Raw genomic sequence first — 21629 nt, forward strand, 5'->3', positions numbered from 1 at the left:
GGCGCGATTTTGCCGTCCCGCAGTGGGCCGCATTCTCACTTATTTTCCAGGTCCAGGCCACAAGCGCTGGCGTTTGCTCCTACTGAGCAGCCGGCGTCCTGAGCTTTTCCAACACAGAAAGTGGAGAGATCACCTTGGTAGAGTACGTAGTTTCCCTCGATAAGCTCGGCGTCCATGATGTAGAGCATGTGGGGGGCAAGAACGCATCCCTCGGCGAGATGATCAGTAATCTTGCAGGCGCTGGTGTCTCGGTGCCCGGTGGTTTTGCCACCACGGCCCAGGCTTACCGCGATTTCCTCGAACTGAGCGGCCTCAATGCTCAGATCCACGCCGCGCTGGACGCCCTGGACGTCGATGACGTCAACGCCCTGGCCAAGACCGGTGCCCAGATTCGTCAATGGATCATGGAAGCCGAGTTCCCCGAGAAGCTCAACGAAGAAATCCGCACCGCCTTCGCCACCCTGTCGGCCGGCAACCCGGACATGGCCGTTGCCGTGCGCTCCTCGGCCACCGCCGAAGACTTGCCGGACGCCTCCTTTGCCGGCCAGCAGGAAACCTTCCTGAACATCCGCGGCGTCGAAAACGTGATCCGCGCCGCCAAGGAAGTGTTCGCTTCGCTGTTCAACGACCGCGCCATTTCCTACCGCGTACACCAGGGTTTCGACCACAAGCTGGTGGCTCTGTCTGCCGGCGTGCAGCGCATGGTGCGTTCGGAAACCGGCACGGCCGGCGTGATGTTCACCCTGGACACCGAATCCGGTTTCCGTGACGTGGTGTTTATCACCGGCGCCTACGGTCTGGGTGAAACCGTCGTACAAGGCGCAGTGAACCCGGACGAATTCTACGTCCACAAACACACGCTTGAGGCAGGCCGTCCGGCCATCTTGCGCCGCAACCTGGGCAGCAAGGCCATCAAGATGATCTACGGCGACGAGGCCAAGGCCGGTCGTTCGGTAAAAACCGTTGAAGTCGACAAGGCCGAGCGCGCGCGTTTCTGCCTGACCGACGCTGAAGTCAGCGAATTGGCCAAACAAGCGATGATCATCGAAAAGCACTACAAGTGCCCGATGGACATCGAGTGGGCCAAAGACGGTGACGACGGCAAGCTGTACATCGTGCAGGCGCGCCCTGAAACCGTGAAAAGCCGCACCTCGGCCAACGTCATGGAGCGCTACCTGCTCAAGGAAACCGGCACCGTGCTGGTAGAGGGCCGTGCCATCGGCCAGCGCATCGGCGCCGGCAAGGTGCGGATCATCAAGGACGTGTCCGAAATGGACAAAGTCCAGCCCGGCGACGTGCTGGTTTCCGACATGACCGACCCGGACTGGGAACCGGTTATGAAGCGCGCCAGCGCCATCGTCACCAACCGTGGCGGGCGTACCTGCCACGCGGCGATCATCGCGCGTGAGCTGGGGATTCCAGCGGTTGTCGGTTGCGGCAACGCTACCCAACTGTTGAAAGACGGCCAGGGCGTGACCGTGTCCTGCGCCGAAGGCGACACCGGTTTCATCTTTGAAGGTGAACTGGGCTTCGACATCAAGCAAAACTCCATCGACGCCATGCCCGACCTGCCGTTCAAGATCATGATGAACGTCGGCAACCCGGACCGTGCCTTCGATTTCGCGCAGTTGCCGAACGCCGGTGTGGGCCTGGCCCGCCTGGAATTCATCATCAACCGCATGATCGGTGTGCACCCCAAGGCCCTGCTGAACTACGACGGCCTGCCAGCGGACATCAAGGAAAGCGTCGACAAGCGCATCGCCGGCTACAACGACCCGGTCGGCTTCTATGTCGAGAAACTGGTGGAAGGCATCAGCACCCTGGCGGCGGCGTTCTATCCGAAAAAGGTCATCGTGCGTTTGTCGGACTTCAAGTCCAACGAATACGCCAACCTGATCGGCGGCAAGCTCTACGAGCCGGAAGAAGAAAACCCGATGCTGGGCTTCCGTGGCGCCTCGCGTTACATCAGCGAAGCCTTCCGCGACTGCTTCGAGCTGGAATGCCGTGCCCTCAAGCGCGTGCGCAATGAGATGGGCCTGACCAACGTCGAGATCATGGTGCCGTTCGTGCGCACCCTGGGCGAAGCGAGCCAGGTGGTCGACTTGCTGGCAGAAAACGGCCTGAGCCGTGGTGAAAACGGCCTGCGCGTGATCATGATGTGCGAGCTGCCGTCCAACGCCATCCTGGCCGAGGAGTTCCTGGAGTTCTTCGACGGTTTCTCCATCGGCTCCAACGACTTGACCCAGCTGACCCTGGGCCTGGACCGTGACTCGGGGATCATCGCGCACCTGTTCGATGAACGTAACCCTGCGGTGAAGAAGCTGCTGGCCAACGCCATCCAGGCCTGCAACAAGGCCGGCAAGTACATCGGCATCTGCGGCCAAGGCCCTTCCGACCACCCGGACCTGGCCAAATGGCTGATGGAACAGGGTATCGAGAGCGTCTCGCTGAACCCTGACTCCGTGTTGGAAACCTGGTTCTTCCTCGCGGAAGGCCAAGCGTCCGCTTAAGGTCGATACGTCAAAAGTGCCGGTCACTCGCCAAGGGTGACCGGCATTCTTATCTGTGCAGGGCGGAACTCCTTCCGGACGCCGCCCTTTTTTGTGCAAGAGCATTATGCAAAGCAGCAGCAACCTGTTTCCCGTCGCCCTGATCAGCGCTGAACGTCGTGGCGACTTGAGTGAAGATGTGTACCGCCTCAAACCCGGCAACAGCCCCGACGGCACCGTCGAGCTGGCCGTGACGCGTTTGGGCCTGGCCGATGTCCCGGAAAACCGGGGCACGCCGGTTATTTTGTTGCACGGCAGTTTTTCCAACCGGCGTTTCTGGTACTCGCCCAAAGGCATCGGCCTGGGCGCTTACCTGGCGCGCCAGGGTTTTGATGTGTGGATCCCGGAAATGCGCGGGCACGGTTTGTCCAAACGCAATCACGACTATGCCAGGAACCGTGTCGCCGACTATGCGCGTTACGATTTACCGGCCATTGGCGCGTTTGTGCGTGAGCAAAGTGCGCAAATTCCGCACTGGGTCGGGCATTCCCTGGGCGGCACGGCACTGGCGGCGGCATTGGGCGGCCAGCATCTGGGCGCGCCGGCAGTGGCCTCGGTGGCGCTGTTTGGCTGTCAGGTCAGCCGTACCCACTGGCCGTTGAAGATTCCACCGTTGGAGTGGACCGGTCGTTTGCTCCTGAAACGCTTTGGTGAAGTGTCCGGTTCGCGGCTCAAGCGCGGCCCGGAGGACGAGCCGGCAGGCGTGATGATCGAAGCCATGCGCTGGAACGGCCTGTTCGGTCGTTTTGGCGATGGCAAGCAGGACTGGTGGAAAGGTCTGGCAGACGTTGACGTGCCGCTGTTGGCGGTGAGCGCGGCGGGCGACCGTCAGGATCCGGATTGGGCGTGCCGCAAGCTGTTCGAGCAAGTCGGTTCCGAGCATCGTCAATACCTGTGCCTGGGGCGCCAGCAAGGTTTTACCGGGGATTTCGGGCACGTTGAGATGCTGGTCAGCAAAGCCGCGCAGGCTGAGGTATGGCCGTTGGTAGAGCGCTGGTTGAAAGATCCGCTGTCACCGTTAGCCGGGGCAGAGTCCCAGGCACTGGAAGCGGTTTGACCCGGCGCTCTGCCAAGGGCGTTTCACTCGTGTGTGGTTGCGGCTAATATATGACGGATTAAACGCTTCTGGTCATATTCAGTCGCGCAGTGGTTATTGCGTTGCGATGAGATGGGTCTGATCATGGCCGCCGCCGACGGGCAACGGCCTAAAGAATGCCTGTTGCGATGCGTTTTTCTGATGTACACCGTGGGATGTTCGACCTCTTCTTTAACCACAGGAGTTTCTCGATGAACCATTACGTGACGCCCGACTTGTGCGACACCTACCCGGACCTGGTGCAGGTGGTTGAGCCGATGTTCAGCAATTTCGGTGGCCGAGACTCCTTTGGCGGCGAAATCGTCACCATCAAGTGCTTCGAAGACAACTCCCTGGTCAAGGAACAGGCCGACCAGCCTGGCGCCGGCAAAGTGTTGGTGGTTGACGGTGGCGGCTCCCTGCGTCGCGCATTGCTGGGCGACATGATCGCCGAGAAAGCCGCGAAGAACGGATGGGAAGGGCTGGTGATCTACGGCTGCATCCGTGATGTCGATGTCATCGCCCAGACTGATCTTGGGGTGCAGGCGTTGGCAACCCACCCGATGAAAACCGACAAGCGCGGCATTGGCGACCTGAATGTGATCGTGACTTTCGCCGGCGTGACCTTCCGCCCAGGCGAATACATCTATGCGGACAATAATGGCGTGATCGTCTCGCCAAGCCCGCTGAAAATGCCTGAATAAACCGCAGTAGCCGATAGGGGTGAGGATGTTCGAGGAAGAAAACGCGCAATGGGGGCTGGTGCACGCCCTGGTGCTGGACGGTAAAGGCGGTGCGCGTTCGATTGCCCGGACTGAGCTTGACGACTTGCAGCTTCAGCCACAGGAAAGCCTGTGGCTGCATTGGGATCGCAGCCACCCGCAGACCCAGACGTGGCTGCGTAAAGCCAGCGGCTTGAGCGAGTTCGCCTGTGACCTGCTGTTGGAGGAAAACACCCGTCCGCGCTTGCTGCCGCTGCCCGACGCAGAATTGCTGCTGTTTCTGCGCGGGGTCAACCTTAACCCCGGCGCCGAGCCGGAAGACATGGTATCGGTGCGCATTTTCGCTGCGGCCAGTCGCGTGATTTCCCTGCGCCTGCGCCCGCTGCGCGCAACCGATGAGCTACTGGTGCAACTGGCGGAAGGAAAAGGGCCGAAGACCGCGTCCGAGCTCATCCTTTATATGGCGCAATACCTGACCAATAAAGTGCAGGATCTGGTCACCGACCTGTCTGAAGTCGTCGATATCGAGGAAGAAAAACTGGATGCCGACGAACGGTATACTCCGGAGCATGGCAACGTTTTGCAGATACGTCGTCGAGCCGCTGGGCTCAAACGTTTTCTTGCGCCGCAGCGGGATATTTTCGCCCAGCTCACGCGCATCAAATTGCCTTGGTTCTGTGACGACGATGCCGACTATTGGAACGAATTACACAACAGCCTGACGCGTTACCTTGAAGAGCTCGAATTGGCTCGGGAGCGCGTGGGGCTTGTGCTTGAGACCGAAGACCGGCGTTTGAGCCTGCGCATGAATCGCACCATGTATCGCTTCGGGATCATTACCGGGATCTTCCTGCCGATGAGTTTTCTCACCGGTTTGCTGGGTATAAATGTGGGCGGCATTCCGTTCTCTGGCAGCCCTTATGGATTCGTGATTGCGTGCCTGATGATGGTGGCCGTCGCACTGGGACAATGGTGGCTATTTCGACGATTGCGCTGGGTTTGACCTGAATATGACCTGAACGTACGAAGGGGCCATGTGACCCCAGGAATTTAACCCTCGTCTTTTAAAACACTTGCGAGAGGTCTTTATGCACGATCCGTTCGAACAGTCTTTGCGTGACATGCTCAATGCGTCGCCGTCCAACCGTGACGACGATGCTTGCCTTGGCCGCGTGCTGAAAACCGCCAACCGTCAGGTAGGGGCGGGTGACTTGTTCGGTCTGCTCGGTCGTTGGCTGCCGGCGTTGATGATGGCCCTGAACAATGGTTCGGCCCATGTATCGCCGGTATCCCGTCGTAAACCTCTTGCTCGCACTGCTGATAAGGCTGATTGAATATGGAACTTGATCTCTGGACCCAGAGTCTGGTCACTGCGATGACCGCATTGTGGACCAAAGTGGCGAATTTCATTCCCAACCTGTTTGGGGCGCTGGTCCTGGTACTGCTCGGGTTTGTCGTGGCCAAGCTGCTCGACACCTTGCTGTCCAAATTGCTCGCCAAACTGGGCCTGGACCGCTTGATGGCAGGCACCGGCCTGACCAAGCTGTTGGGGCGTGCCGGCTTGCAAGTCCCGATCTCTACCCTGATCGGGAAGATCGTCTACTGGTTCGTTTTACTTATTTTTCTGGTTTCTGCTGCTCAATCCCTTGGACTTGAGCGAGTTTCAGCTACGCTCGACATGCTGGCGCTGTATTTGCCGAAGGTTTTCGGCGGCGCGCTGGTGCTGCTGGTAGGCGTTTTACTGGCGCAACTGGCCAATGGGCTGGTGCGTGGGGCTGCCGAAGGCGTGGGGTTGGACTATGCTGCGGGCCTGGGTCGAATTGCCCAAGGCCTGGTGATCATCATCAGTATTTCGGTCGCGATCAGCCAGTTGGAGGTCAAAACTGACCTGCTTAACCACGTGATTGTGATTGTTTTGATTACCGTTGGTCTGGCCGTTGCGCTGGCCATGGGGTTGGGAAGCCGGGAAATTGCCGGTCAGATTCTTGCGGGAATCTATGTGCGTGAGTTGTATCAGGTAGGGCAGCAGGTGCGTGTGGGCGAGGTCGAAGGGCAAATCGAGGAGATCGGTACCGTGAAAACAACGGTGCTGACCGATGAGGGTGAACTGGTGTCACTGTCCAATCGGATTCTCCTGGAGCAGCAGGTCAGTAGCCGCTAACCCGGCAAACCCTGCTAATGTACGCCGCCGCGAACCCGGGTGACCGGGCTGCAGCGGACATTGACCTGACTGTCGGCACGACTTGTTTTGAATAAAGCCCAAACGCTGTCCACGCGCTATGACCCCCGTGAGCTCTCTGATGAGGAGTTGGTCGCGCGCTCGCACACGGAGCTGTTTCACGTAACACGCGCGTACGAAGAATTGATGCGCAGATATCAACGCACTCTGTTCAACGTTTGTTCAAGGTATTTAGGGAACGATAGAGATGCGGATGATGTCTGTCAGGAAGTGATGCTCAAGGTGCTGTACGGCCTCAAGAACTTCGAGGGCAAATCGAAGTTCAAGACCTGGCTCTACAGCATCACGTACAACGAGTGCATCACGCAGTATCGTAAGGAACGGCGAAAGCGTCGCTTGATGGACGCTTTGAGTCTGGACCCCCTTGAGGAAGCGTCTGAAGAAAAGGCGCCGGCACCCGAGGAGAAGGGCGGACTCGATCGCTGGTTGGTGCATGTGAATCCGATTGACCGAGAAATTCTGGTGCTTCGATTTGTCGCAGAGCTAGAGTTTCAGGAAATTGCTGACATCATGCACATGGGTTTGAGTGCTACAAAAATGCGTTACAAACGCGCTCTTGATAAATTACGTGAGAAATTTGCGGGCGAGACTGAAACTTAGTGCGTGGCAAATATCTCTTACGTGTAGGCAAGTTCTGTTAGACTTGTCGCCGAGTTGTCCCCCGGTTTGTGGGACTGCTTTACAATCACCAGATGGGGATTTAACGGATGAAACTGAAAAACACCTTGGGCTTGGCCATTGGTACTCTTATTGCCGCTACTTCTTTCGGCGCACTGGCACAAGGCCAAGGCGCAGTTGAAGGCCAGCTGTTCTACAAAAAGCAGTTCAACGATAGCGTTAAGCATATCGAAGACGGCTACAACCCTGGCGCCAGCATCGGTTACTTCTTGACCGACGACGTGTCGATCAACCTGAACTACGACACCACCAACCACACCCGTTCGAACGACGGTACTGGTTCCCAGAAGATCAAAGGTGACACTGGCAGCGTGACTGCTCAGTACCACTTCGGTCAGGCTGGTGTTGATTCCCTGCGTCCATACGTAGAAGGTGGTTTCGGTCACCAGAGCCGTACCAACGTTGAAGCTGACGGCCACAAAGGTCGCGACCAGTCCACCCTGGCTATCGCTGGCGCTGGCGTGAAGTACTACTTCACCAACAACCTGTTCGCACGTGCTGGTGTTGAGTCCGACTACAACCTGGACAACGGCAAGTGGGATTACTCCGCACTGGTCGGCCTGGGCGTAAACTTCGGCGGCAACGCTGGCGCAGTTGCTCCAGCTCCTACCCCAGCACCAGCTCCAGAGCCAACTCCAGAGCCAGAAGCTCCAGTTGCTCAGGTTGTTCGTGTTGAGCTGGACGTGAAGTTCGACTTCGACAAGTCGGTTGTTAAGCCTAACAGCTACGGCGACGTGAAAAACCTCGCTGACTTCATGAAACAGTACCCACAAACCACCACCGTTGTTGAAGGTCACACTGACTCCGTCGGTCCTGACGCTTACAACCAGAAGCTGTCCCAGCGTCGTGCTGACGCGGTCAAGCAAGTTCTGGTCAAAGACGGTATCGCTCCTAACCGTGTAAGCTCGGTTGGTTATGGCAAATCCCGCCCAGTTGCTGACAACGCAACTGAAGCTGGCCGCGCTATCAACCGTCGCGTAGAAGCCTCGGTAGAAGCTCAAGCTGCTCAGTAATTACTGAGTGGTAAAAAAAAGCCCGGCTTAGGCCGGGCTTTTTTTCGCCTCAAATTTACCTCAGCCGTTGGCTGAAACCGCAACGCAAGCGGCCTGATCCGTGGCGGCAACACTGCCGATCACCAGGATCGCCGGGCTCTTCAGGGCGAATGACAGGGCATCCGCGTGCATACGCGCAAGATTACTGCGGCATTCCCGTTGCTGGGGCAGCGATGCATTTTCGATCATCGCTACCGGCATATCCGCTGCCATTCCGCCCTCCAGAAGTTGCTGACGAATCTCCTCCAGCTTCGCCACGCCCATGTACACCACCAATGTCGTCCCGCCCTCGGCCAGCGCGCGCCAGTTCAGGCTGCTGTCGTCCTGGGTATGTGCCGTGACCAGCGTTACGCCTCGGCTGACACCGCGCAAGGTCAGCGGAATGTTGCATTGGGTTGCCCCCGCCAGGCCTGCCGTAATGCCATTGACCAGTTCCACCATCACCCCGCGCGCGCGCAGCCACATCGCTTCTTCGCCGCCCCGGCCGAAAATGCACGGGTCGCCGCCTTTAAGCCGCACCACGCACTTGCCCTGGCGTGCATAACGCAGCATCAAGCGGTGGATAAAATCCTGGGGCGTCGAACGGCACCCGCCGCGCTTGCCAACGGTGATCACCCGCGCATCAACGCAGTGTTCCAGCACCGCCGGGTTGACCAAATCGTCGATCAACACCACATCGGCCTCGTGCAGGGCCCGCACCGCCTTGAGGGTCAACAGCTCCGGATCCCCGGGCCCAGCGCCCACCAGCCAGACTTTTGCGCTCATGATTTCCCCTCACACACTGATTGCGATTGGCTGCGAGTTGCTGGCCAAAAGACGTTTGATTTCCGGCACACAGGAGCCGCATTGCGTGCCGCAGCCCAATTCTTGTTTAAGCCCGTCCAGGTCCAGGCCACGGGCAATACCGGCGCACACCGCGTTTTCACTGACGTTCCTGCAATTGCACAACGTCTTGCTGCTGGCCGCCGCACCGCCTGGTGGTGCGCTGAGCGGCGCCAACAGCCAGCGGCGCAGTTGATCGTCGGTCCGTCCTTCCAGCCACAAGCTTTGCAGCCAATGCCGGGCCAGGGTTTCGCCCGCCAGGCGCAACGCGGTAATACGGCCTTTTTCGATTTTTACCCGCTTGCCGATCGAGCGGCGCGGGTCGTCATAGGCCATGACAGGGCCGTCATTGAGGCCCAGCAGTTCGTCGATGCGGGTCAATAGTTGCAGGTCGGGCGCCTCGGTATGTGCCGCCCGCACCAGCAGCGCCGGGCGCTCGCGCCCTGCCAGGCTCAGGCTGACGTAGGCAAAGTCCTCGCACAGCGGGCGCAGTGCCTCGAAGTGTTTCTGCACATCGCCCTCGATCAGCGCGAACAATTGCCATGGCAGTTGCACTGCCTCAAGCCGCACGCCGCTGTGCTTGAGTTCCGGCTGTTTCGACAACGGGTCAAACGCCGGTTGGGTCAGCGCATTGACGCCGCCCTTGAGAAAGCGATCCCCCCAATGCATCGGCAGGAATGCCTGACCTGGGCGCACGCTGTCGTCACTGTTGACGGCGACGATCACGTTGCCGCGACGGCTTTTCAGGTTGACCAGATCACCTTCTTTGAAACGATGACGGCGCAATTCATCCGGGTGCAGGCTCAGCAACGCCTCGCTGACATGGCCGAACAGCTGCGCTGCCGTGCCCGTTCGGCTCATGCCATGCCATTGATCACGCAGGCGCCCGGTAATCAGGGTCAAAGGGAAGCGCGCATCGCGCTGCTCCTTGGCGGCGCGGTAAGGGTCGGCGACAAAGTGCGCCCGGCCGCTGTCAGTCGGGAATACGCCATCGGCATACAGACGCGGCGTTCCCGTTTGCGCGCCCGCGGGAAACGGCCATTGCTGCGGCCCGATCTGATAGAGCAGGGCATGGCTGATGCCCGACAGGTCAAGGTCGCGGTCGCGGGTGAGTAGCTTGTATTCATCAAAAATCTGCGCCGGTTGCTCAAAGGCAAACAGGCTGGCCAGCCCCGGCCGCAAGCGACGCTCCAGCCGCTGTGCAAAATCAACGGTAATCGCCCAATCCGGCCGTGCTTCGCCAGGTGGGGTAATAGCGCGGCGCACGTGGGAAATACGCCGTTCGGAGTTGGTCACGGTGCCTTCCTTTTCGCCCCAACTGGCGGCGGGGAGCAACAAGTCGGCATAGGCGGCCGTTTCGGTGGTACGAAACGCCTCCTGCAATACCACGAAAGGGCACGCCGCTAATGCCGCACGCACGCGGTTCTGGTCCGGCAGCGATTGCGCGGGGTTGGTGCAGGCGATCCACACGGCCTTGATCTTGCCGGCCTGGATTTGCTCGAACAGCTCAATCGCGGTCAACCCGGTAGGCGCCGGCAGCGATTCAACGCCCCAATAGGCGGCGACCTCTGCACGGTGTTCAGGGTTGGCGGCTTCGCGATGGCCCGGCAGCAAGTTCGACAAACTACCGGTTTCGCGCCCGCCCATGGCATTCGGCTGCCCCGTCAGGGAAAACGGCCCACAGCCCGGCCGGCCAATCGTCCCAGTGGCCAGGTGCAAGTTGATCAGCGCGCTGTTTTTTGCACTGCCAGCGGTGGATTGGTTGAGGCCCATGCACCACAGCGACAGAAAGCTGCTGGAGGTGCCGATCCATTCAGCACACAGGCGCAGCTGTTCGACGCTGATCCCGCACAGTTGCGTGACCATTTGCGGCGTGTAGTCATGCACCAGTCGCTTCAACTCGACCAGTCCATCGGTATGCGCCTGGATGAACTCACGGTCGATCCAGTCTTCCCACAGCAATACATGCAAAATCCCATGAAACAGGGCCACATCCGTTCCCGGCAGGATGGCCAGGTGCAGGTCAGCCAAATCGCAGGTGTCTGTACGCCGTGGGTCGATCACCAGCACTTTCATCTGCGGGCGCCGCGCTTTGGCTTCCTCCAGGCGTCGGAACAATACCGGATGGGCGTAGGCCATGTTGCTGCCGACGATCATCACGCAGTCGCTGGATTCCAGGTCTTCATAGCTGCACGGCGGCGCGTCGGCGCCCAGGCTGCGCTTGTAGCCCACCACCGCCGAGGACATGCACAGCCGCGAGTTGCTGTCGATGTTGTTGGTGCCGACCAGCGCGCGCGCCAGTTTGTTGAAGCTGTAATAGTCCTCGGTCAGCAACTGCCCGGAGATGTAGAACGCCACGCTGTCCGGCCCGTGTTCGCTGATGGTCTCGGCGAACACGTTGGCCGCGTGTTCCAGGGCGGTCTCCCAATCGGTGCGCGCGCGCGCCAAGCCTTTGCCCAGGCGCAGCTCCGGGTACAAGGCGCGGGCGGCCAAGTCGCCGGTCAGGTGCAGGCTTGAGCCTTTGCTGCACAACTTGCCAAAATTCGCCGGGTGGTCTGGGTCGCCCTGCACACCGAGGATCTGCGCGCCGTCATGCTCGATCAGCACGCCGCAACCCACCCCGCAATAACAGCAGGTGGACGCGGTGACCTGGCGGTCCATCAACCTGCGTCCCGCAGGGCCAACATGACCCGGCCGTTTTCCACGCGGGCAGGGTGATGGTGGGCGCAGCCGATATCCGGCGCCTGGGCTTCGCCGGAGGCCAGATCAATTTGCCAGTTGTGCAGCGGGCAGGCCACGCGCTTGCCGTAGATCAAGCCTTGGGACAGAGGGCCGCCCTTGTGCGGGCAGCGGTCGTCGAGGGCGAACACTTCGTCGTCACTGGTGCGGAAAATCGCGATGTCACCCTTTGGGCCATTGATGATGCGCGAGCCCAGGGCGTTGATTTCTTCCAGGGCGCAGATATCCAGCCAGTTCATGCCGGCACCTCCAGCTGTTTGACGGGTATGACTTCAAATTCCTTTTTCAGCAGCGGCTGCTCCAGGCGCTCTTTCCACGGGTCCTGCTCGAACGACAGTGAGAATTGCAGGCGCTCGTTGAGAGCCTGGCGCCGGGCCGGGTCTTCCAGCACGGCTTTCTTGATGTGCTCCATGCCCACCCGTTGCAGGTAGTGCACGGTGCGCTCGAGATAGAAAGCTTCTTCGCGATAGAGCTGCAGGAAGGCGCCGTTGTATTCGCGCACTTCTTCGGCGGTTTTGAGTTTGACGAAGAACTCTGCGACTTCCGTCTTGATCCCGCCGTTGCCGCCGATGTACATCTCCCAGCCGGAGTCGACGCCGATTATTCCCACGTCCTTGATGCCGGCCTCCGAGCAGTTGCGTGGGCAGCCGGACACCGCCAGCTTGACCTTGTGCGGTGACCACATATTGAACAGGTCATGTTCCAGCTCGATACCCAACTGCGTCGAGTTTTGCGTGCCGAAGCGGCAGAACTCGCTGCCGACACAGGTCTTCACGGTGCGGATGGATTTGCCATAGGCATGACCCGACGGCATGTCGAGGTCTTTCCACACGCCGGGCAAGTCCTGCTTCTTGATGCCCAGCAAGTCAATGCGCTGGCCGCCGGTGACCTTGACCATCGGCACGTTGTACTTGTCAGCCACGTCGGCGATGCGCCGCAACTCTGAGGGATTGGTCACACCGCCCCACATCCGTGGGACGACGGAGTAGGTGCCGTCTTTCTGAATATTGGCGTGGGCGCGTTCGTTGATCAGGCGCGATTGCGGGTCGTCCTTGGCTTCACCCGGCCAGGTGGAGATCAGGTAATAGTTGAGGGCCGGGCGGCAGGTGGCGCAGCCATTGGGCGTGCGCCAGTTCAGGTAGCTCATGGTGCCGGCGATGGTCAGCAGATGCTGGTCGCGGATGGCTTGGCGGATTTGCCCATGGTTGAGGTCGCTGCAACCGCAAATGGCCTTTTCGCTTTTCGGTTTGACGTCGGCGGCACCGCCCACGGTGTTGATCAGGATCTGTTCCACCAGCCCGGCACAGGAACCGCAGGAGCTGGCGGCCTTGGTGTGCTTCTTGACCTCGTCGACGCTGAACAGCCCGTGTTCCTGGATCGCCTTGACGATGGTGCCTTTGCACACGCCGTTACAACCGCAGACTTCGGCGTTGTCGGCCATGCTCATGGCTTTGTCCTGGCCTTGATGGCCTACATCGCCTAAAGCGTTCTCGCCGAACATCAAGTGATCGCGGATCTCACCAATCGCGTGGTTCTCACGGATCTGGCGGAAATACCAACCGCCATCGGCGGTGTCGCCGTACAGGCAGGCGCCGACCAGGATGTCGTCCTTGATCACCAGTTTTTTATACACGCCGCCAATCGGGTCGGAGAGGGTGATGGTCTCGGTGCCTTCGCCGCCCATGAAGTCGCCGGCGGAGAACAGGTCGATACCGGTCACCTTCAATTTGGTCGAAGTCACCGAGCCTTTGTAAGTGGCAAAGCCCAACTGCGCCAAGTGGTTGGCGCAGACCTTGGCCTGTTCGAACAGCGGCGCGACCAAGCCATAAGCGATGCCACGGTGGCTGGCGCACTCGCCAATCGCATAGATGCGCGGGTCGTAGGTTTGCAGGGTGTCGTTGACCAGAATCCCACGGTTGCACGGGATGCCGGATTTTTCCGCGAGCTCGGTGTTAGGGCGGATGCCGGCCGCCATCACCACCAGGTCGGCGGGGATGATGTCGCCGTTCTTGAACTGCACCGAACCGACGCGGCCATTGCCGGCATCATGCAGCGCCTGGGTCTGTTCGCACAGGCGGAACACCAGGCCACGGCTTTCCAGTTCGGTTTGCAGCAACTGGCCGCTGGTCTTGTCCAGTTGCCGCTCCAGCAGCCACTCGCCGATATGCACCACGGTCACGTGCATACCGCGCAGCATCAGGCCGTTGGCGGCTTCCAGGCCGAGCAGGCCGCCGCCAATAACCACGGCGTGCTTGTGGGTCTTGGCGGTGTCGATCATGGCTTGGGTGTCGGCGATGTCGCGGTAGCCGATTACGCCCTGCAAGGTGTTGCCGGGGATCGGCAAGATAAAAGGAGTCGACCCGGTGGCAATCAGCAGGCGGTCGTATTCGGCTTCGGTGCCGTCTTCGGCAATCACCATGCGTTTGACCCGGTCGATCTGCACCACTTTGCGGTTGAGCAACAATTTGATGTGGTTATCCAGGTACCAACTCAGGTCGTTGAGCACGATCTCTTCGAAGGTCTGCTCACCGGCCAGCACCGGCGACAGCAGGATGCGGTTGTAGTTGGTGTGGGGCTCGGCGCCGAACACGGTGATGTCGTACAGGTCGCTGCTCAGCTTGAGCAATTCTTCAAGGGTGCGAACCCCGGCCATGCCGTTGCCGATCATCACCAATTTGAGTTTTTTCATGTCGTTCTCCGCAATGGCTCGACAAATCGCGTGCAAACAAAAAAAGGCGTCCCCGCCAGTTACCTGGCGAGGACACCTTTGTCCGGTCCCGTTCTCTCGGGAAGCTCGACCCTTCGACGTTGAAGGGGCGGCTATGTGTGTGTTGTTGATGAGAGTAATGCAGCCGTTGTGCCAAGTCGCCAGGCGCCCGGTTTAGTGGGATTGCCATCGAAATCGTGTAGGAAATCGCCCTTTAGTGGTGCAGCAGCCAATACACCAGCACCAGATTGATCAGCAGCGAAACCATCGCCAGGGTTTGCCATACCTTGAGTGGCTCGCGCTCCAGCAGTGGCCGTGGTCGCACGCTTAATTCCCGGCGGTCAGCCTGCTCCAGCGCCAGCAGCCACTCTTCGGCGGTTTCATAACGTTGCGCCGGTTGCGCCGCCACGGCGCGCTCCAGACTCAGCGGCACCCCTTCCGGCAAGTCGGGGCGGTAGCGACTGGCGCTGACTGGCTGGGCGAAACGCGGCCGTTGGAAGGCTTCGATTTCACCGTAGGGATAATGCCCGGTCAGCAGGTAATAGAGCGTGACGCCGACACTGTACAAATCCTGTTGCGGCGTAGGCGGCTCACCACTGAAAGCCTCCGGCGCAATAAAACTCGGTGTGCCGGGCAGCAGATGGGCGCGGTCTTCGGAAAGCCCCGGGCAGTAGGCCAAGCCGAAATCCAGCACGCGCAGTTCGCCATCGTCGCCCAGCAGCAGGTTTTCCGGCTTGATGTCACGGTGCAGGATCTGTCGTCGATGCAGCAGGCCCACCGCCCGCAGCAACCGCTCGGCGATGGACTGCCATTGCGCCAGGGGCAATGGCCCTTGCTGTTGAAACAGTTGCGCGAGGGTTTGCCCCGGATATTCACGCATCACGTAGTACAAATGCTGACGCCCACTGGCGGCGTGGACTTCCGGAAACGCGCGCCCGGCCACCCGGCGCAGGAACCACTCTTCAGATAACAAGGCTTGGCCGGCATCGCTGTCATCGTCGCGGCTGAGCGGCAAGGTTTTCAGCAGCCACGGCTGCTGCTGGGCATCGCGTACCCGATACAGCAAGGACTGCCGGCTCTGCGCTACAACGCTTTCAACCTGCCAGCCTTCAAAACGTTGCCCGGGCTTCAGCGGCGGTGGCAGCGGCCATTGCTGCAGCTGCACCAATGCATCGCCGAGGGTGGCGGCGCCCAACTGGTCGATGCGCACCAGCAGCGCGCTGGCATTGTCCTGGCTGGCGGCCAGGTGCGCGGCGTTGACCAGGGTGCTCACCGCCACATCGAGATCGGTTTGCTCGCGCAGGATCGCGCTGATGCTGTGATCACCCAAGGTCGCCCACACGCCATCGCTGAGCATCAGGAAACACTCGCCGGCACGCAGTTCGCCGTCGAGAAAATCCAGCACCAGGTGTTGGTCCAGGCCGAGGGCGCGCTTGAGCACATGCTGCATGCCCGGCTGCTCCCACACGTGGTCTTCAGTGATGCGCTGCAATTCGCCGTCGAGCCAGCGATACACCCGGCAATCACCGACATGTGCGAGGGTGAAACGTTGGCCGCGGAACACCAGGGCGCTGAGGGTGGTCAGCAACGGCTGGCCACCGCCGTTGGCTTGCAACCAGCGGTTCTGCGCCAGCAACAAACGTTCAAGCGCCTGCGCCACGCCCCAGGTTTGCGGCGTGGCGTAGTAGTCCAGCGCCAGCGCCTGCAAGGTCGAGCGCGCGGCCAGGCCGCCATCGGCGCATTGGCTGACGCCATCGGCGATGGCGCACAAGTAACCCTTGCTCGCCGCCAGTTCGGCCACGGGTGTGACCACGCGCAGCGCATCCTGGTTTTCCGCCCGAGGGCCGATGGCGCTGGCGTGGGCGACGCTCAGTTGCAGGCCCATCAGACGCGCGCGGCGGTCACGGCGGCCGAACCCCAGGTGGTTCTCCAGCGACGTTTGACGCCGTGCAGGCCAAACCAGGCCAGTACGCCCAGGCTGGCGAACAACCACAGCGCCATCTGATAACTGCCGGTACTTTGTTTGATCGCGCCCATGCCGGCTGCGAGGGCGAAGCCGCCGATACCGCCGGCCATGCCGATCAGGCCGGTCATCACGCCGATCTCACGGCGAAAACGCTGGGGCACCAGTTGGAACACGGCGCCATTGCCTGCGCCGAGGCCGAGCATGGTGCAGACGAAAAGTGCCAGGGCCGCGTAAGAGCTGGGCAGATTGAAACCCACTGCCGCGATGCAGATCGCCGCCACGCTGTACATGCCGAGCAGGGTGCGAATCCCGCCGAAACGGTCCGCCAGGGCGCCACCCAATGGGCGCATCAAACTGCCGCCAAACACACAGGCGGCGGTGTAGTAGCCGGCCGTCACCGGGCTCAGGCCGTACTGGTCGTTGAAGTAGCCGGGCAGGGCGCTGGCCAGGCCGATAAAGCCGCCGAACGTCACGCTGTAGAAGAACATGAACCACCAGCTGTCGCGGTCGCCCAGCGCCTTGAAGTAGTTGGCCACGGATTTGGCTTTCGGGCGTTCAGGGGCATTGCGCGCCAGCCATGCGAAGACGACCAGGGTGATCACCAAGGGAATCAGCGCGAAGCCGAACACATTGCTCCAGCCAAACGCGGCCGCCAGCACCGGTGCGAGCAAGGCCGCAAACACTGTCCCGGAGTTGCCGGCACCGGCGATGCCCATGGCCTTGCCTTGGTGTTCAGCCGGATACCACTGGGACGCCAGGGGCAGGGCGACCGCAAACGACGCGCCGGCCATGCCCAGGAACATGCCCAGGAGCAAGGCTTGCTCGTAGCTGTGGATGCCAAGTTTCCAAGCGCCGAACAGCGCGGCAATCACAATCACCTGGCCAATCAGCCCGGCGGTCTTGGGCGACAGTTTGTCGGCCAGCATGCCCATCAGAAAGCGCAACACGGCGCCGGCCAGGATCGGCGTGGCCACCACCAGGCCGCGCTGTTGAGTGGTCAGGTGCAGGTCGGCGGCGATCTGCACCGCCAGTGGTCCCAACAAGTACCAGACCATGAAACTCAGGTCGAAATACAGGAACGCGGCAAACAGGGTCGGGGTGTGCCCGGATTTCCAGAAGCTTGATTTCATCACGCACCTCAACGGTTGGGGTCTTGTAAGAAGGCCAAGTGATGGGGCCGCCGGTTGAAGGCCACCCCACCGGCCCCAGGCTCTGGGGCCAAAACGAAAAAACGCCGCCACCGGGTTCGCGAGGGCAAACCGGATGGGCGACGTCTTTGTCGTAGAAGGGGCAACCGCCGTTGGCTACCTGTGATGAATGCTTAGCAAGAGCTGCGCCAAAACGCGTTGATGGTGATCGTTCCCACGCTCCGCGTGGGAATGCACCCTGTGACGCTCCGCGTCGCCTATGCAAAACGTGCGTCGGATCAGCCGAGCAACTCGCTCATGGCGATGATCTGCTCCGCCACCTGGATCAGCTTCTGCTGGCGGCTCATGGCCTGGCGGCGCATCAGGGTGTAGGCCTCTTCTTCATTGCAGTGCTTCATTTTCATCAGCATGCCCTTGGCCAGTTCGATGCGTTTACGCTCGGCCAACTGCTGATCGCGCGCCTGGAGCTGGGCGCGCAGGGCCTGGTCGCTTTCAAAACGGGCCATGGCTACGTCCAGGATCGGCTGCAGGCGCTGGGCCTGGATGCCTTCGACGATGTAGGCGCTGACCCCGGACTTGATCGCCTGACGCATCACATTCGGGTCGTGCTCGTCGGTAAACATCACAATCGGCCGCGGCTGGTCGCGGCTGACCAGCACCACTTGCTCCATCACGTCGCGCCCGGGTGACTCGGTATCGATCAGGATCACGTCCGGGCGCACCGTTTCGACGCGCGCGGGCAAGTCGATGGTCAGGCCGGACTCATCGATGACCTCGAATCCGGCCTCGATCAATGCAGCTTTGAGGCGCCCGACTTTGCGCGGGGTGTCGTTGATCAACAGGATTCGCAACATAGTCGTCGTCCTGTCAGCGCAACGCCTGGCGGCTGGTAGCGTCCGCCATGGCGTGCAAGCGGAAGCTGCGGGCGTAGGCGGCGGGGTCGGAGCCGTCCCAGATTTTGCCGTCGATCAACTGGCTGCTGCGCATGTCCTGCATGGTTGCCGGCACGCCGACGGCAGCGGCGGCCTGGCGATACAGCTCCAGTTGCTGCACCTGGCGCGCGATGCCGAGGTAGTCCGGGTCTTCGCGCAGCAAGCCCCAGCGCCGAAACTGGGTCATGAACCACATGCCGTCGCAGAGATAAGGCAGGTTCACCTCGCCGTCGCCGAAAAACCGCAGGGCATGCGGGTCTTGCCACTGGTTGCCGAGGCCGTCGTCATAGGCGCCGAGCAGGCGTGGCTCGATGCAGTCCAGCGGTGCATCCAGGTAGTCACGGGCGCTGAGCAATTGCGCGGTGGAGCGGCGGTTCTCCTGGCTGGCTTCGATAAAGCGGCTGGCTTCGAGAATCGCCATGACCAGCACGCGGGCGGTGTTCGGGTATTGATCGACGAAGGCCTGGGTACAGCCCAGGACCTTTTCCGGATGGTTTGGCCAGATCGCCTGAGTGGTGGCCAATGTGAACCCCTGGTTCTGCTTGACCGCGCTGGCACACCAGGGCTCGCCGACACAAAACCCATCGATGCGCCCGGCTTGCAGGTGCGCGACCATCTGCGGCGGTGGCACCACCACACTGTCGACATCCTGCAACGGATGAATACCTTGGCTCGCCAGCCAGTAATACAGCCACATGGCGTGGGTGCCGGTGGGAAAGGTCTGGGCGAAGGTCAGTTTTGTTCGGCTTTGGTGCACGTGGCGATCCAATGCCTCAGGACTGGTCACGCCCAGCTGTTGCAGGCCATGGGACAGGTTGATGCTCTGGCCGTTCTGGTTGAGCCCCATCAACACGGCCATGTCGGTAGGTGCGACGCCGCCGATGCCCAGGTGCACGGCGTAGATCAACCCATACAGGCTATGGGCGGCGTCCAGCTCACCGCTGACCAGTTTGTCGCGCAGGCTGGCCCAGGACGTTTGGCGTTTGAGGTTCAGCGTGAGGCCGTAAGGCTGCGCGAAACCCTGGGTGGCGGCGACCACCAGCGAGGCGCAGTCGGTCAGTGCCATGAAACCCAGGTCGAGGCTGCTCTTTTCCGGGGCGTCACTGCCGTTAACCCAGGCCAGCGCCGTATTCACCGGGCTGTTGCCGACCGAATCGTTCATCAACACCTACCTTTTCTTTCAAAAAAAAAGCATCGCGCCCTCTTATGGCAATACAGGCCACTGCAGGGTCACGACGCCTTTGTCCGTAAGCGCGTTCCGACGTTGGCGCGCGCTCTGATGCAATGTCCATAGCAAGGCACATGCCACGGATGGGCATACGCAAGGCCCCGTCAACTTTCCATCAAGATTCAAACGCGCCGGTCTTTCAGTATGGCCACCTCTTTGCGCCAGACTGTCAGGAACACCTACGGTGACTATCGATTCGCCAGCCATGATGAGCCGCTTCGGGTTGCATCGCTGGCTGCTGTGCCTGGCACTGTTGCTGGCCATCGCACCTGTCATGGGCGAAACCTATCAAGCGCGGGATGAAAGCCTGCATACGTTTTTTACCGCCCTGTCGGTGCCTTTGGGCTTGCCGGTGGTGGTCAGCCGCGAGGTGGCGCGCCGAACCCTTTCCGGAGCCTTCGACCTGGAGGCTGCGCAGCACACTTTGGAGGCGGTCGCCGAGCAGCAGGGCCTGATCTGGTACAGCGACGGGCAGGTGATTTACCTCTATGACGCGGGGGAGGCAAAAAGCTCGGCGGTGGCGTTGCGGCATATTTCGGTCGACAGGTTGCGCGGCTTCATGCGCCGTTCTGGCCTTGATGAATCACGTTACCCGCTCAGGCAGAGCGCAGGGCGGACTTTCTATGTGTCCGGGCCGCCGAACTATGTAGACCAGGTGCTGCACCTGGCCCAACTGATGGACAGGCCACGCACCGAGGTGCGTGTGGGCGCCCAGACGTTCGGCGTGGTGCAGGTGTTCAACACCCATGTGGCAGACCGTCAGTACGTCATGGGCGGCGAAAAGGTGAATGTATCGGGCATGGCCTCGATGATCGAAGCCGTGCTGGCCAGCGAGCAAAAAAATGACACGCAGCGCCCCGCGAGTTTGCTGGCCGACAAGGGCCTGGTAGTGATTGCTTACCCCGACTCCAACAGCCTGCTGATCAAGGGTAAGCCTGAGCAAGTGAAGGCGATCGAGGAACTGGTGGTGCAGCTCGACAAACCCAAGCGGCCGATTGAAGTGTCGCTTTGGCAGGTCGATGTGGAACGCAGCGAATTCGAGAAGATGGGCGCGGCCTGGGCCGAGGAAACAGGCACCGGGGCCTCAGTGACACGCGTATTGGAGCCTTTGGAGGATAACCGCTTGATGGCGCAGCTCGGTGTGCTGGAGCGCCGGCGCAAAGCGCGGATGGTTACTTTTCCGGTGATCCTCACCCAAGAGAATGTTCCAGCGGTTTTCCAGGACAACCATACGTTCTACCTGTCCAGTCCCGGCAGCGACAGCCATGAATGGCAGCCCGTGCAGTATGGCACCGAGGCCAGTGTGCTTGCGCGTTTTGCCGAAGCGAACCAGATCGAAATGCAGCTGAACATCAAGGATGACCGTCAACTGGACAGCAAGCTCAAACCTGGCTCGGCGGGGGAGATGGGGCGAGTGGGAATCAGCACCGTGGTGCGTGTACCGCCGGGCAGGCGCCTTTGGCTGGGCGGTTTTCGACGCGACAGTGACATGACCGGCCGTGCTCGACGCACCGAGGTGCGGCTGTTTGTGGTCCAGGCGCGAGCCGTTGGAAGCGAACTCAAGCTGCTCGCCGGTGCCGTCGGACCGCCGCCATTGACGCAGCGCCAATATGAGCAAGTGCAACGTGCGTTTGTACGTGAACACCTTGAAGTGCCGGAATGACATAGCTCTTTAAGCACGCTTCTGAACGATTGCCCGAACGTGCGTTGCGCGCTGGAGAAAAGTCCTACGAGGTGCGTGCCTAAATCCTCGACTACAGGCGCTTTTTCTT

At 60.7% G+C, this 21629-nt stretch carries 17 protein-coding genes; 9 read left to right on the forward strand and 8 right to left on the reverse strand.

The annotated features are described in order from the left end of the window. Positions 1–134 precede the first annotated feature (134 nt). From ppsA to L8I05_RS00805, 8 genes are all read left to right on the forward strand, one after another. The gene (gene ppsA, locus L8I05_RS00770) at positions 135–2510 is read left to right on the forward strand and encodes a phosphoenolpyruvate synthase (protein ID WP_159958941.1); all 2376 of its coding nucleotides are present in this window, start codon (positions 135–137) and stop codon (positions 2508–2510) included. Between the two features lie 106 nt (positions 2511–2616). Further along, positions 2617–3606 (forward strand): alpha/beta fold hydrolase, encoded by a 990-nt coding sequence (locus L8I05_RS00775; RefSeq protein WP_159958939.1) that lies wholly within the window; start codon positions 2617–2619, stop codon positions 3604–3606. A 230-nt stretch (positions 3607–3836) separates the two neighbouring features. Continuing rightward, complete coding sequence (rraA, locus tag L8I05_RS00780) at positions 3837–4328, forward strand: ribonuclease E activity regulator RraA (protein WP_159958938.1); 492 nt, start codon at positions 3837–3839, stop codon at positions 4326–4328. A 25-nt stretch (positions 4329–4353) separates the two neighbouring features. Continuing rightward, on the forward strand, positions 4354–5349 hold the full coding sequence (locus L8I05_RS00785; RefSeq protein ID WP_159958937.1) for a zinc transporter ZntB: 996 nt from the start codon (positions 4354–4356) through the stop codon (positions 5347–5349). Between the two features lie 85 nt (positions 5350–5434). After that, positions 5435–5680: a hypothetical protein gene (locus L8I05_RS00790; protein WP_005790375.1), complete on the forward strand. Its 246-nt coding sequence runs from the start codon at positions 5435–5437 to the stop codon at positions 5678–5680. A 2-nt stretch (positions 5681–5682) separates the two neighbouring features. Then, complete coding sequence (locus L8I05_RS00795) at positions 5683–6507, forward strand: mechanosensitive ion channel domain-containing protein (protein WP_159958936.1); 825 nt, start codon at positions 5683–5685, stop codon at positions 6505–6507. An 87-nt stretch (positions 6508–6594) separates the two neighbouring features. Next, a complete protein-coding gene (gene sigX / locus L8I05_RS00800) occupies positions 6595–7185 on the forward strand; it encodes an RNA polymerase sigma factor SigX (RefSeq protein WP_003193286.1) in 591 nt (196 codons plus the stop codon). A 107-nt stretch (positions 7186–7292) separates the two neighbouring features. Then, the gene (locus L8I05_RS00805) at positions 7293–8276 is read left to right on the forward strand and encodes an OmpA family protein (protein WP_159958935.1); all 984 of its coding nucleotides are present in this window, start codon (positions 7293–7295) and stop codon (positions 8274–8276) included. 60 nt (positions 8277–8336) lie between these two features. On the opposite strand, the gene cobA is transcribed toward L8I05_RS00805, so the two are convergent. From cobA to L8I05_RS00845, 8 genes are all read right to left on the reverse strand, one after another. After that, entirely contained in the window at positions 8337–9080 is a 744-nt protein-coding gene (gene cobA, locus L8I05_RS00810) for a uroporphyrinogen-III C-methyltransferase (RefSeq protein WP_242166862.1), read from the reverse strand. Between the two features lie 9 nt (positions 9081–9089). Continuing rightward, positions 9090–11798: a nitrate reductase gene (locus L8I05_RS00815; RefSeq protein ID WP_242166864.1), complete on the reverse strand. Its 2709-nt coding sequence runs from the start codon at positions 11796–11798 to the stop codon at positions 9090–9092. After that, positions 11798–12115 (reverse strand): nitrite reductase small subunit NirD, encoded by a 318-nt coding sequence (nirD, locus tag L8I05_RS00820; RefSeq protein ID WP_159958932.1) that lies wholly within the window; start codon positions 12113–12115, stop codon positions 11798–11800. Before nirD ends, L8I05_RS00815 begins: the two co-directional genes overlap by 1 nt. Beyond that, a complete protein-coding gene (gene nirB / locus L8I05_RS00825; protein WP_242166867.1) occupies positions 12112–14565 on the reverse strand; it encodes a nitrite reductase large subunit NirB in 2454 nt (817 codons plus the stop codon). Before nirB ends, nirD begins: the two co-directional genes overlap by 4 nt. Positions 14566–14797: 232 nt before the next feature. Continuing rightward, on the reverse strand, positions 14798–16468 hold the full coding sequence (locus L8I05_RS00830; RefSeq protein WP_242166869.1) for a bifunctional protein-serine/threonine kinase/phosphatase: 1671 nt from the start codon (positions 16466–16468) through the stop codon (positions 14798–14800). Next, positions 16468–17679, reverse strand: coding sequence for a nitrate/nitrite transporter (locus L8I05_RS00835; protein ID WP_242166871.1), 1212 nt, complete (start codon positions 17677–17679; stop codon positions 16468–16470). The genes L8I05_RS00830 and L8I05_RS00835 overlap by 1 nt, the downstream gene beginning before the upstream one ends. Positions 17680–17975: 296 nt before the next feature. Further along, positions 17976–18551 carry an ANTAR domain-containing protein gene (locus L8I05_RS00840; RefSeq protein ID WP_083357333.1) on the reverse strand — a complete coding sequence of 192 codons (576 nt, stop codon included), beginning with the start codon at positions 18549–18551 and terminating at the stop codon, positions 17976–17978. A gap of 13 nt (positions 18552–18564) precedes the next feature. Next, a complete protein-coding gene (locus tag L8I05_RS00845) occupies positions 18565–19791 on the reverse strand; it encodes a CmpA/NrtA family ABC transporter substrate-binding protein (RefSeq protein WP_242166873.1) in 1227 nt (408 codons plus the stop codon). A gap of 274 nt (positions 19792–20065) precedes the next feature. Between L8I05_RS00845 and sctC the strand changes: the two genes are divergently transcribed. Next, positions 20066–21520 (forward strand): type III secretion system outer membrane ring subunit SctC, encoded by a 1455-nt coding sequence (gene sctC, locus L8I05_RS00850; RefSeq protein ID WP_242167461.1) that lies wholly within the window; start codon positions 20066–20068, stop codon positions 21518–21520. Positions 21521–21629 lie beyond the last annotated feature (109 nt).

Source organism: Pseudomonas sp. MONT-RG-20F-20-E-7-02, assembly GCF_022662395.1.
GTDB lineage: Bacteria > Pseudomonadota > Gammaproteobacteria > Pseudomonadales > Pseudomonadaceae > Aquipseudomonas.

Excerpts from the sequence above, each read along its gene's own strand:
- L8I05_RS00775 (WP_159958939.1), top strand. The coding sequence starts at position 2,617 with ATGCAAAGCAGCAGCAACCTGTTTCCCGTCGCCCTGATCAGCGCTGAA.
- rraA (WP_159958938.1), top strand. The coding sequence starts at position 3,837 with ATGAACCATTACGTGACGCCCGACTTGTGCGACACCTACCCGGACCTG.
- L8I05_RS00785 (WP_159958937.1), top strand. The coding sequence starts at position 4,354 with ATGTTCGAGGAAGAAAACGCGCAATGGGGGCTGGTGCACGCCCTGGTG.
- L8I05_RS00790 (WP_005790375.1), top strand. The coding sequence starts at position 5,435 with ATGCACGATCCGTTCGAACAGTCTTTGCGTGACATGCTCAATGCGTCG.
- L8I05_RS00795 (WP_159958936.1), top strand. The coding sequence starts at position 5,683 with ATGGAACTTGATCTCTGGACCCAGAGTCTGGTCACTGCGATGACCGCA.
- L8I05_RS00805 (WP_159958935.1), top strand. The coding sequence starts at position 7,293 with ATGAAACTGAAAAACACCTTGGGCTTGGCCATTGGTACTCTTATTGCC.
- cobA (WP_242166862.1), bottom strand. The coding sequence starts at position 9,080 with ATGAGCGCAAAAGTCTGGCTGGTGGGCGCTGGGCCCGGGGATCCGGAG.
- L8I05_RS00815 (WP_242166864.1), bottom strand. The coding sequence starts at position 11,798 with ATGGACCGCCAGGTCACCGCGTCCACCTGCTGTTATTGCGGGGTGGGT.
- nirD (WP_159958932.1), bottom strand. The coding sequence starts at position 12,115 with ATGAACTGGCTGGATATCTGCGCCCTGGAAGAAATCAACGCCCTGGGC.
- nirB (WP_242166867.1), bottom strand. The coding sequence starts at position 14,565 with ATGAAAAAACTCAAATTGGTGATGATCGGCAACGGCATGGCCGGGGTT.
- L8I05_RS00830 (WP_242166869.1), bottom strand. The coding sequence starts at position 16,468 with ATGGGCCTGCAACTGAGCGTCGCCCACGCCAGCGCCATCGGCCCTCGG.
- L8I05_RS00835 (WP_242166871.1), bottom strand. The coding sequence starts at position 17,679 with ATGAAATCAAGCTTCTGGAAATCCGGGCACACCCCGACCCTGTTTGCC.
- L8I05_RS00840 (WP_083357333.1), bottom strand. The coding sequence starts at position 18,551 with ATGTTGCGAATCCTGTTGATCAACGACACCCCGCGCAAAGTCGGGCGC.
- L8I05_RS00845 (WP_242166873.1), bottom strand. The coding sequence starts at position 19,791 with ATGAACGATTCGGTCGGCAACAGCCCGGTGAATACGGCGCTGGCCTGG.
- sctC (WP_242167461.1), top strand. The coding sequence starts at position 20,066 with ATGAGCCGCTTCGGGTTGCATCGCTGGCTGCTGTGCCTGGCACTGTTG.